Below are 10,978 nucleotides of genomic sequence, written 5' to 3' on the forward strand. Positions count from 1 at the left end.
CACGAAAGAGGAACTGGCACGGCGGCGTCTTCGCCGGATCCATGCCGCGGGCATTGAAGAAGTCGGACGCGCGCTGGAGGCGCATTGCATCTCGACTTACGAACTGCAGTACGCCGGTATGGCCGTTGGGGCATTTGCCGCACAGCCCTTGGGCTGGCTTGTGGTTCTGGTCGCCCGCATCCGACACGCGCTCCAGGCGGTAGCAGGCATGCGGCCCTGGGTCGCACGGGGCTTCGTTGGGCTTGCTCTCGGCTGGTGCGCGACGGCCCTGGTAGACCACGGCCCCAAAGGGTTTCAAACGCTCGGAGTACTCCTGGGCGAGCTGGTGGGTTGGCACCAGGATGACTACCGGCAAGCCCTTGGAATAGGCGGTTTCGATGACCGGTGTCACGCCTACGCTTTTGCCGATGCCGGGAATCGCCGCGATGCCCAGCGGGGGCAGGGGTGCCGGACTGGGGCGCTTTGGCGAGCCGGTGGACTTGACGCGCCGGTTCGTCTCACGGATGTCGTCGTCCGCCGCGATCCTCGCGGCATGCTGACGAAAGTATTCAGCCAGCGCCGCATCCACCGCGTCACGTACGGGCTGTAGTTCGGCGGCCCGTGCCTCACGGGCCGCCAGCGTGATGGGGTTGAGAGGGAAGTCATGCGCGCCCATGTCCGCTCCTGATGGGGTAGACAGGGGTATGGTGTGGACACGGCAATCTGCGGCAGACAAGGCAACGGCCAGGCCCGCCGCCAGGGTGGCGGTGGTGGGCATGGTCGGACCTCAAGCTTTGCTTTTGTGCTTGCAGGTCGAAGGGACGCCAATCTTACTTCCGCTCGGCCGTCCGCGCTTGGGTTTGGGTTTGATGGTGGCGTCAGCCGCTGCTGGAACAGGAGATGGTGGCACGCCGGTATCGATCACCAGAAACCCAGCCTCGATCGCCAAAAACCGAGCCACACGCTCCACCCGTGTCTTGTGGGCGCGACCCACAACTTGAGCGTAAAGCCGCCACCTAGGGTGGTGGTCTTTACCTCGCCCAACTGAGGAAGCGAGCGAGTTGGCGTTTTTCAGACCGACAGCCAGCGCGATCTGCGAGCTTGTCAGGTAGTCGAAGTCGCCGATTTTCGCCCTGATTTCCCCGACAAAATTTTGAATGATTTGAAATTCATCTTGCATGTTGGCCTCGCAAACAGAGGCGCAATTTCCCGGTGGGTGGGCTATACGACTGACTCTTTGCGTCTGGGCCTCAAGCGCGCGGCTCGGGATTGTGAAGAGTGCGCCAAACAAAAAGGCCGCACGCGCGCATGACCAGCGCGGGGCGACCTTTTCGTGAAACTAGGGTGAAACTGTGTGGTGGCCGCCTGCGTCAGTCGCGAGCAGCGATTGGCTGCTGGGCCAAAATGCGTGGGGTGAGGTACACGAGTGTCTGGTTGACACCTAAACCCTGGGGGGACCAAGCCAGAAATAGGTGGAGAATGCTGCTGACAGTGTTGACAGCGGTTTCGGCTAGAGCCAGCATTGAGCTGGCCGTTTTCTTCATCTCTTCAGCAATCCTGAACGCCGCCAGCGCCGTCTCGGCAGCCCTGTTTTTCAGATCTCGCTCAAAATAAATGAGCGGCAACATCAGCAGGATCGGCAGAAGTCCGAGGGTCAAAACCAGCATCGTCGCCGGCAGACCGGCGAAGGCCGCCTGACCCCAAGCCAAGCCCGCGGCGTGCTGATGGACCGCATCACCCAGCCACGCCGCAGTCGCCAGCACAAACAAAGTCCAAAAAAACCACCACATGCGAGGCGTCCAGACCTTGACCAGGTCCCTGGCCTCCCTCTTTCGCTGGCGTGCGGCTTTTCCCATATCTTTCATTCTGCTTGATGACCGTTCGTCAATTCAAACGGTATTTTTCTATTGATATACGCACATCAATAGAAAACATCAATAACACCATGGCGAATGCATAGCATAACTAAAACAATGTTTCACGTCCATCAGGGATTTCATCATTGCATCAGACTATGGCATTAAATTGCCAATAGTTTTTCTGGTCGGCCGAGATGGCACCGCGCCGCTGCAGTGGATCGATCAGGCGGCTTGGCGGATGTGCATATCCACATGAATGTCGCTGTAGGGACACACGACGCCGCCGCCAGGCGTGCGCTCGAACAGCCCCAGATCCGTGAGCGCGTTCACATCCTCATGCACGCGCTTGACATCGCGGCCCATGCGCCGCGCCAGTTCACGCAGGGGCAGTTCCCCTGCGCCTTGCATCGTTCTCACCATGTCCCAACGTTTCTCGGTGAGGCGGCCGAAGAATAGGGCGGGTGTTTCAAAGTTGAGGAATTCCCCAAGGTAGCGATCTGCCGCGAATCCAGCGCGCGCGGCTTCGCGCAGCCCAGCCCAACCCTGTTGGCGAACGGTGATGGTCAGTGTGCGTTGTTCCATGTTTCCACCTCGATCTGGAAATCGTCGATCAGGCGATCCACGTCCACGAACTGGTACGGACATTCCAGCGCGCCAACGTGCTTGTGATCGCCCTTGCCGCGCTCGTTGTCGAACCCGACGACACGTTCACCATCCACCACGTAGGCCAGTCGGTACTTGAACGCGTGGGGGCTGGGCGGAACCGGCTGCGGCAAGCGCCATACCACCATCTCGACAAGGCCACCTTCGCGCAAGACGTTGCGGATTCGAGTGACGAGTTCAACCTTCGCTTGCATGTTGGCCATTATGCCAACACTTGAGCTTGATGTCTACGTTCGTGCTGGGTCGGGGATCGCACGAAGCGAAGGCATGCCTTCAGCGTCCGTCGCCGCTGCGTAACCCAAGCAGTCGAGTGGCTCGCCAGTAAGAACTGAAAATCCACAAAAAGAAAAAGCCGTTGAAAATCAACAGCTTAGAAAGAATAATTGGTGGAGCCGGGGGGAATTGAACCCCCGTCCGCAAACTCTCTGCTGCAAGCTCTACATGCTTAGTGCCATCATTTGGTTTTAACCGCCAGGACGCAGATGGACATGCTTCCTGGCTAGCGATCCGCTGAATTTAACGAGACTGCGCGCGGCGCACAGACTAGCGATCTGATGTGAATGACCTTGCAGGTGTTGCCACCCCGGCCCATCAGCGTGCCGTTGCAAGGCTCGCGGCAATTAAGCTGCGAGTGCGAAACTATCGTCGTTCGCGTTTAACTTTGTTTCCAGTGGATTTACGAGCTTACTGGTGCTCGGCATGCACTCCACAGCGTCAACATTCACGTCGAAACCAGGTCGGCCCCAAAATGAATATGTTAACGCAATCGCCACCATGGCGCAGGCAGGCCAGGCCATGGCCCTCACGGCGGGGCGGTTCGTCCTCGGCATTTCATTTCGGACGCCTGGCTTGACTCTGGGTGCGGCTTGCTGTGCCGCACTCGGTTGAATACGCCAGCAGCGGCCTGCCGCTTCAAAACCCTATGATTCCCGCATGCCTGCCTTCGCCACCTGCCTGCCGCCATCATGCTGAGAGCCTGCCTGCGGCGTTACGGGCTGTGGCTGACCGTGGCCCTGTTGACCCTGCTGGCCATCGCCGTGTCGGCGGGCATCGCCAGCGGCATGACTTACGGCGTGCTGGATGGCACGATGACGCGGTCGGCCTGGATCATCACCCTGCTGACGCCGGCGCTGATTGCGCCGGTGATGTCGGGCATCACCCTGCGCCTGCTGCAGCAGCTTGACCGCGCCCACACCGAACTGCACGAGGTCATTCACCGCGACCACCTGACCGAGCTGCATAACCGGCGCTATTTCATGCAGATGTTGCACGAGGAAGTGGAACGAACGCGGCGGGAGGACACGGCTTTTGCCCTGGCCATCGTGGATGTCGACGATTTCAAGTCCATCAACGACCGCTTCGGCCATCTGGGTGGCGACGAAGTGCTGCGCCAGATTGCCCGGACCTGCCGTGCCGCGGTGCGCGAATCCGACGTGGTGGCGCGCATCGGCGGTGAGGAATTCGCCTGCCTGTTCCGCGCCAGCGAACTGGACGCCGCGGAGCAACTCGCCCAGCACCTGCTGCAGCGCATTCGCGACCTGAAGCTGCAATTCCAGGGCGTTCCGCTGGCCATTTCGGTGAGCATCGGCCTGACTGGGGTGCATGGCCCGCAGGCAGACCTGGGCAGCGCGCTGCGCCTGGCCGACAACGCCTTGTATGCGGCCAAGAGCGCCGGCAAGAACCGCCTCGAATCCACGCCGCGCAGGCGGCCTGAGCCCGCTGGCACGGCCTGCAACAGGCGTGCGGGCCGTGCCAGGGCACTCAGGCCGCGCGGGGTTCCATGACAATGGCAGCTTCACGATGAACTGAGAGTTGCCACAGATGTGTGGATTTTGCGGAGAACTGCGTTTCGACGACCTTGCTGCCGACCTTGCCGCCGTGGCGCGCATGTCGGCGGCGCTGGCACCGCGCGGGCCAGACCATGCCGGTCACTGGGACGCGGGGCCACTGGCCTTTGGCCATCGGCGGCTGTCCATCATCGATCTCAGCGCGGCGAGTGATCAACCCATGCGCGACGCCGACACCGGCTGCGTGCTGGTGTTCAACGGCGTGCTCTACAACTACCGTGAACTGCGCGCCGAACTGCTGGCCGCCGGCCAGCGCTTTGCCTCACAAGGCGACACCGAAGTCATTCTGAAAGCCTACGCCGCCTGGGGCGTGGACTGCGTGCGGCGCTTCGAAGGCATGTTCGCTTTCGCCCTGTGGGACCCACGCGACGCCAGCCTGCTGCTCGCCCGCGACCGCTTCGGCATGAAGCCGCTGTACCTGGCGGAAGACGGGCGCCGCCTGCGCTTCGCCTCCAGCCTGCCGGCGCTGCTGGCCGGTGGTGGCGTCAACACGGCGATCGACCCCATCGCCCTGCACCACCTGTTCACCCTGCACGCCGTGGTGCCCGCGCCGCGCACCATTTTGCAAGGCGTGCGCAAGCTCGAACCGGCCCACACCCTGCGCCTGCGGCGCGATGGCAGCCGCCGACTGCAACCCTACTGGAGCCTGCAGGCCCAACGTCCAAGCCCGGTGCCGAGCGAGGCCGAGTGGCTGCAGCGCACCCGCGCGGCGCTGCGCAGCGCGGTGGACAGTCATGTGCACGCCGCCGATGTCCCGGTGGGCGTGCTGCTCTCGGGCGGGCTCGATTCCAGCCTGCTGGTGGGCCTGCTGGCCGACCATGTGCATGACCTGCGCACCTACTCCATCGGCTTCGAGAGCCTGGGCGGCGACACCGAAAAGGCCGACGAGTTCGAATATTCCGATCTCGTCGCCCAAGCCTTCGGCACCCGCCACCACAAGCTCAGCATCCCCAACAGCGCGGTGCTGCAGCGCCTGCCGCAGACCATCGCGCGCATGACCGAGCCGATGTTCAGCCACGATGTTGTGGCCTTCGACCTGCTGGCCGAATGGGTGGGACGCGACGTGAAAGCCGTGCTCGCCGGCCAGGGGGCGGACGAAGTGTTCGGTGGCTATTTCTGGTATCCGAACATGCAGGCCGAAACCGGCCTGCCCTTGCAGCGCTTCGCCCGCCATTACTTCGACCGCAGCCATGCCGAGTGGCTGCAAATGATCGCGCCAGAATTCCATGTGCCGGATATGACGTCCGTGTTGGTGGAGCAGGCGCTGGCCCGGCCCGGCGCCGACACCTTCCTCGACCAGGTGCTGCGTTTCGATGTCACCACCCTCATCGTCGACGACCCGGTCAAGCGCGTGGACAACCTGCCCATGGCCCACGCGCTGGAGTTGCGCGTGCCTTTTCTCGACCGCGCGCTGGTGGAGCTTGCGGCCAGCATGCCGCCCGAATTCAAGCTGCGCGAGGGCGGCAAATTCCCGCTCAAGGCGGTGTCGCGCGGCCTCATTCCCGACACCGTGATCGACCGCCCGAAAGGCTATTTCCCGGTGCCCGCACTCAAGCATGTGCGCGGGCCATTCCTGCAGCGCATGCGCGAGCTGCTCGACTCGGCCGCCTGCCGCAACCGTGGCCTGTACCAGCGCAGTTTCGTCGACAAACTGCTCGCCGCGCCCGAGGCGCCGGAGCACTTCACCCGCATCAACGGCAGCAAGCTGTGGCACCTGGCCTTGCTGGAATGGTGGCTGCAAGTCCATGTGGACGGCGCCCCGGCCTGAACCCGCATGCCCCACCCCATGATCGACCACCTCAATCGCGACTGTTTCTGCATCAGCCTGGACCGCCGGCTGCTGTCCCACGCGCTTGAATCCGCGCTCGGCCAGCCCGGGCTTTACCAACTGGTGCAGCAGCGCAACCCGCATCTGTTCTCGGCCCAGCCGGTGTTCGTCACCGGCCGGCATGCGCAGCGCATGCGCGCCGTGGTGCAGGCGGTGGAAGTCGTTGCCGCCCTGCCCGCCTACCAGCGCGCCGTGCTGGCCGCAGCGCCCGCCGCCGCGCAGCACGACCCCGGCAACCCGGGCGTGTTTCTCGGCTTCGACTTCCATCTGGAAGCCGACGCCCTGCACCTCATCGAGATCAACACCAACCCCGGCGGCGCCCTGCTTTCCGCGGCGCTGGCGCGGGCGCAGCGGGCCTGCTGCGAGGAGATGCAAGGCTTGGTGCCCAGCGCCGCGTCGGTCGACGCGTTCGAAGCCGGCATCGTCGCCATGTTCCTGCGGGAGTGGAGCCGAGCCGGACGCGCAGGCAAGCCCGAGCGCGTCGCCATCGTCGACACCGCGCCCAACGAGCAATATCTCTACGCCGAATTCCTGCTGTTCGCACGGCTGTTCGAGCGCGCCGGCATCGAGGCCGTGATCACCGACCCCGGTGAACTCCGCACCGAGGCGGGGCGCTTGTGGCATGAGGCGAAGCGCATCGATCTGGTCTACAACCGCCTGACCGATTTTGCCCTCGACGCCCCCGCCCACATCGTGCTGCGCCAGGCTTGGGAATGCGACGCTGCCGTCATCACCCCCCACCCCCGCGCCCATGCCTTGTTCGCCGACAAGCGCAACCTGGCGCTGTTGTGCGATGCGCCCCGGCTGCGCGAACTGGGTGCGAGCGCCGAGACTGCCACCTTGCTCGCCGCGCATGTGCCGCAGACCGAAATCGTCACCGCGGACAATGCCGCACGCCTGTGGGCCGAGCGTCGCGGCCTGTTCTTCAAGCCCTGGGCCGGCTTTGGCAGCCGCGCCGCCTACCGCGGTGCCAAGCTCACCAAAAGCGTGTGGGCCGAGATCGTGCAAGGCGATTACGTCGCCCAGGCGCTTTCACCCCCCGGCGAGCGACGCATCGGCGATGCCACGTCTGCGCAACCTCTCAAGTTCGACCTCCGCGCCTACGCCGACGCCGGCCAGGTGCAGTGGTTTTCCGCCCGCCTTTACCAAGGCCAGACCACCAACTTCCGCACACCTGGAGGCGGCTTCGCCCCGGTGTACACCGAGCCGGCCGCAACGATCGCTGCGGCGTTTCAACCCCGGCCGATGCCGTAATAGGACAGCCCTGCGGCGCGCACGGTTTGCGGGTCCCAGAGGTTGCGGCCGTCGAACACCACCTTGGCGCGCAACTGCGATGCAAGCTGGTTGAAGTCAGGCGAGCGAAAGGCGTGCCATTCGGTGACCACGGCCAGGGCGTCGGCACCCTGCAGCGCCGACTTGGCGTTCTTCGCCAGGGTCAGCCCCGCGCGCTCACCCCAATGCCTGGCGGCGGATTCCATCGCCACCGGGTCGAAAGCCTGGACCTTGGCGCCGGCACCCAGCAGCGCTTCGATCAGGTCGATGCTGGGGGCGTCGCGCATATCGTCGGTGTTGGGCTTGAACGCCAGGCCCCAGATGGCGAAGGTCTTGCCCTTCAAGCCGTCGGCGGCGAAATGGGCCGAAATTTTCTCGAACAGGCGCTGCTTCTGGCGCTGGTTGACGGCGTCCACCGCCTCGGCCAGTTCGGCGTGCAGGCCGGCCTCGTGGGCCATGAACGTCAGGGCCTTCACGTCCTTGGGGAAACACGAACCGCCATAGCCCGCGCCGGCGTACAGGAAGTGGCTGCCGATGCGATGGTCCACGCCCATGCCCAAGCGCACCTGCTCGATGTCGGCGCCCACGGCTTCGGCCAGGCGCGCCAGCTCGTTCATGAAGGAAATGCGCGTGGCCAGCATGGCATTGGCGGCGTATTTGGTGAGTTCGGAACTGGCCGGGTTCATCACCATGATTTTTTCGTGGTTGCGGTTGAACGGACGGTACAACTCGCGCATGACGGCAACGGCGCGTTCGTCGCTGCTGCCCAGCACGATGCGGTCGCCACGGGTGAAGTCCTCGATGGCCGAGCCCTCTTTCAGGAACTCGGGGTTGCTCACCACGCTGACCCAATGCTGCACGCCGCGCTTGGCCAGCTCGACGTTGATGGCGCCGTGCACCATGGCCACGGTCCCCACCGGCGCGGTGGATTTCTGCACCACCACCAGCGGGCCATCCACAGTGCGGCCAATCTCGGCGGCGGCACCGCGCACCTGGCTCATGTCGGCCTGGCCGCTGGGCAGCGGCGGCGTGCCCACGGCGATGAAGCAGACCTGCGCATCCTCCAGCCCCTGTTCCAGGCTGGACACGAAGCGCATGCGCCCGGCCTCGGCGTTGCGCGCCACCAGTTCGCTCAGGCCCGGTTCGTAGAACGGCACCTGGGCCTTGGCCAGCGCGGCGATGCGGCTCGGGTCACGCTCGACGCAGGTGACGGTATTGCCCACTTCGGCAAAGCAGGCGGCAGTGACCAAGCCCACATAGCCGGCGCCGATGACGGTGACTCGCATGAAGACATCCTCTCCAGGTTACGAAGCGCGGCTTCCGAGTTCCTTGGACCCCATCGGGGGCAGTGCAGCCGGGGGCTCGGTAGGTCGCAATAGCGCGTTATTGTGCAATGATGACATGACGTGCGCCGCACCACGCGTTCGATGCCAAGTCACGCCCGGAGCGTCCGCCAGCGCAGGCGCCGCGATGGCTTGACGCACATCAAGCGGTCTGCGGCGGCGCAGCATTACAAACGATGCAGATCCGCTTCAGGAGATGGGCATGAAGTCAAACACGCAACCCCGTCCGGCCCGACGTGGCGAACCGCGCAGGGTGATCGTGAGCGCGGCGTCAAGACGCAAGCCCGTCGAGCCCCAGTCGGCGCCGGGGCGGGTTGAAACCGGCCGCATGCACCCGATGCAACCGGCCCAACCGGCGCAGCCTGCATCGGCACCCGAGCGGCCATCGCCCTTGCCGATCCAGCCGATTCCAGCCGTGTCCCCGCTGGCGCCACCACCACGGCCTGACGCAGGACTGGCGGATCTCATCGACCACGCCGCCCATGCCATGCAGGCACGGCGCACCCTGGGGCTTTCGCCCGCGGCCTTGGGCCTGGCTGCGGCCGACTGGTGGGGCCACCTCGCTGCCTCCCCCGGCAAGCGCCTGGCGCTGGCCAACCATGCTCTGCGCCAGACCGCCGCCTATGCCAACTATGCCGTGCGTGCCATGGGTCATCGTCCGGGTGAATGCGGCACGCCGAGTTGCATCGGCGCAAGCCCGAACGATCCCCGCTTTGCCGACCCGGCCTGGCAGCGCTACCCCTTCAACCTGCTGCAGCAAGCCTTCCTGCTGCAGGAAGACTGGTGGCGCGAAGCCACCACCGGGGTGCATGGCGTTTCGGCGCATCACGAACAGGTGGTGGCCTTCGCCGCACGGCAATGGCTGGACATGCTCGCGCCCAGCAACTCGCCGCTCACCAACCCCGAGGTCATCGACGCCACGCTCGAGCACGGCGGCATGAATCTGCTTGCGGGCATCAAGGCGTGGATGGACGACGCACAGCGCGCCGTCACGGGTCAGCCTCCCGCGGGCACGGAACACTTCATCCCTGGCAGGGAGGTGGCCGCCACGCCGGGGAAGGTGGTGCTGCGCAACCGGCTGATCGAGTTGATCCAGTACAGCCCGAGCACGCCGCGGGTGCGCGCCGAGCCGGTGTTGATCGTGCCGGCGTGGATCATGAAGTACTACATCCTGGATCTGTCGCCGCAGAATTCCCTCGTGAAATACCTGGTCGACCAAGGCCACACCGTGTTCATGATCTCGTGGAAAAACCCCACCAGTGATGACCGCGACCTCGGCATGGACGATTACCTCAAGCTCGGCCCGCTGGCGGCGCTCGATGCCGTGCTGCGCATCGTGCCCGGCCACAAGGTGCACGCCGCCGGTTACTGCCTCGGCGGCACGCTGCTGGCCATCGCTGCGGCGGCTCTGGCGGCGAAAAAAGACACGCGCCTGGCCACGGTGACGATGCTGGCGTCGCAGACCGACTTCACCGAGCCCGGCGAGCTGTCGTTGTTCATCGACGAAAGCCAGGTGAGTTTCCTCGAAGACATGATGTGGGCGCAGGGGTATCTGGACACCACGCAGATGGCCGGCGCTTTCCAGATGCTGCGCTCTTACGACTTGGTCTGGTCACGCATCACCCGCGACTACCTGCTCGGCGAACGCCGCCCACCCAACGACCTGATGGCCTGGAACGCCGATGCCACGCGCATGCCGTTTCGCATGCACAGCGAATATCTGCGCGGCCTGTATCTGCGCAACGATCTGGCCGAAGGCCGCTGGAAGGTGGACGGCCAGGCCGTCACCGTGGAGAACGTGCCGCAGCCGTGGTTCGTCATCAGCACCGAAGCCGACCACGTCGCGCCATGGCGCTCGGTCTACAAGATTCACTTGCTGGCCGACAGTGAAATCACCTTCGTGCTCACCAGCGGCGGCCACAACGCCGGCATCGTCAGCGAGCCGGGGCACCCGCACCGGCACTTCCGCTGGGCCACGCAGGCGCACGACGCAGCCTTCCTCGCCCCGGAACAGTGGCTGGAACAGGCAGCGCTGGAAGCGGGCTCGTGGTGGCCGCGCTGGCACGATTGGCTGGTGGCGCACGGCAGCGGCATGGCGCCACCGCCGCGCCTGGGCGCGCCCGAACTGCCGCCGCTGATGGACGCGCCCGGGAGTTATGTGCTGCAGCGCTGAATCCGACTGACCCC

The 10,978-nt window shown here is 64.9% G+C and carries 9 protein-coding genes and 1 other RNA gene; 4 read left to right on the top strand and 6 right to left on the bottom strand.

The window, feature by feature from the left end:
• Positions 1-766 precede the first annotated feature (766 nt).
• From THIX_RS23010 to ssrA, 5 genes are all read right to left on the bottom strand, one after another.
• A complete protein-coding gene (locus THIX_RS23010) occupies positions 767-1,159 on the bottom strand; it encodes a hypothetical protein (protein WP_146748526.1) in 393 nt (130 codons plus the stop codon).
• A 190-nt stretch (positions 1,160-1,349) separates the two neighbouring features.
• The gene (locus THIX_RS11385; protein WP_233224524.1) at positions 1,350-1,835 is read right to left on the bottom strand and encodes a hypothetical protein; all 486 of its coding nucleotides are present in this window, start codon (positions 1,833-1,835) and stop codon (positions 1,350-1,352) included.
• A 225-nt stretch (positions 1,836-2,060) separates the two neighbouring features.
• On the bottom strand, positions 2,061-2,420 hold the full coding sequence (locus THIX_RS11390; RefSeq protein WP_112486334.1) for a hypothetical protein: 360 nt from the start codon (positions 2,418-2,420) through the stop codon (positions 2,061-2,063).
• Positions 2,402-2,704: a DUF6516 family protein gene (locus tag THIX_RS11395; protein ID WP_233224525.1), complete on the bottom strand. Its 303-nt coding sequence runs from the start codon at positions 2,702-2,704 to the stop codon at positions 2,402-2,404. Before THIX_RS11395 ends, THIX_RS11390 begins: the two co-directional genes overlap by 19 nt.
• Positions 2,705-2,885: 181 nt before the next feature.
• Positions 2,886-3,246, bottom strand: a transfer-messenger RNA (tmRNA) gene (gene ssrA, locus THIX_RS11400).
• Positions 3,247-3,466: 220 nt separating this feature from the next.
• Here ssrA and THIX_RS11405 point away from each other — a divergent pair.
• Genes THIX_RS11405 through THIX_RS11415 form a run of 3 tightly spaced genes read left to right on the top strand, consistent with a single transcriptional unit; the run spans position 3,467 to position 7,430 of the window.
• Positions 3,467-4,285, top strand: coding sequence for a GGDEF domain-containing protein (locus THIX_RS11405; protein ID WP_112486335.1), 819 nt, complete (start codon positions 3,467-3,469; stop codon positions 4,283-4,285).
• 37 nt (positions 4,286-4,322) lie between these two features.
• Positions 4,323-6,116 carry an N-acetylglutaminylglutamine amidotransferase gene (locus THIX_RS11410; RefSeq protein ID WP_112486336.1) on the top strand — a complete coding sequence of 598 codons (1,794 nt, stop codon included), beginning with the start codon at positions 4,323-4,325 and terminating at the stop codon, positions 6,114-6,116.
• Between the two features lie 18 nt (positions 6,117-6,134).
• Positions 6,135-7,430, top strand: coding sequence for a hypothetical protein (locus THIX_RS11415; RefSeq protein ID WP_112486337.1), 1,296 nt, complete (start codon positions 6,135-6,137; stop codon positions 7,428-7,430).
• Here the strand turns inward: THIX_RS11415 and THIX_RS11420 are convergent.
• The gene (locus THIX_RS11420; protein WP_112486338.1) at positions 7,409-8,734 is read right to left on the bottom strand and encodes a UDP-glucose/GDP-mannose dehydrogenase family protein; all 1,326 of its coding nucleotides are present in this window, start codon (positions 8,732-8,734) and stop codon (positions 7,409-7,411) included. The genes THIX_RS11415 and THIX_RS11420 overlap by 22 nt on opposite strands.
• 259 nt (positions 8,735-8,993) lie before the next feature.
• On the opposite strand from THIX_RS11420, the gene THIX_RS11425 reads away from it, so the two are divergent.
• Positions 8,994-10,964: an alpha/beta hydrolase gene (locus THIX_RS11425; RefSeq protein ID WP_112488320.1), complete on the top strand. Its 1,971-nt coding sequence runs from the start codon at positions 8,994-8,996 to the stop codon at positions 10,962-10,964.
• Positions 10,965-10,978 lie beyond the last annotated feature (14 nt).

This window comes from Thiomonas sp. X19 (assembly GCF_900089495.1).
Classification (GTDB): domain Bacteria; phylum Pseudomonadota; class Gammaproteobacteria; order Burkholderiales; family Burkholderiaceae_C; genus Thiomonas_A.

Coding starts and splice junctions, on each gene's coding strand:
- THIX_RS23010 (WP_146748526.1), bottom strand. CDS start 1,159: ATGCAAGATGAATTTCAAATCATTCAAAATTTTGTCGGGGAAATCAGG.
- THIX_RS11385 (WP_233224524.1), bottom strand. CDS start 1,835: ATGGGAAAAGCCGCACGCCAGCGAAAGAGGGAGGCCAGGGACCTGGTC.
- THIX_RS11390 (WP_112486334.1), bottom strand. CDS start 2,420: ATGGAACAACGCACACTGACCATCACCGTTCGCCAACAGGGTTGGGCT.
- THIX_RS11395 (WP_233224525.1), bottom strand. CDS start 2,704: ATGGCCAACATGCAAGCGAAGGTTGAACTCGTCACTCGAATCCGCAAC.
- THIX_RS11405 (WP_112486335.1), top strand. CDS start 3,467: ATGCTGAGAGCCTGCCTGCGGCGTTACGGGCTGTGGCTGACCGTGGCC.
- THIX_RS11410 (WP_112486336.1), top strand. CDS start 4,323: ATGTGTGGATTTTGCGGAGAACTGCGTTTCGACGACCTTGCTGCCGAC.
- THIX_RS11415 (WP_112486337.1), top strand. CDS start 6,135: ATGATCGACCACCTCAATCGCGACTGTTTCTGCATCAGCCTGGACCGC.
- THIX_RS11420 (WP_112486338.1), bottom strand. CDS start 8,734: ATGCGAGTCACCGTCATCGGCGCCGGCTATGTGGGCTTGGTCACTGCC.
- THIX_RS11425 (WP_112488320.1), top strand. CDS start 8,994: ATGAAGTCAAACACGCAACCCCGTCCGGCCCGACGTGGCGAACCGCGC.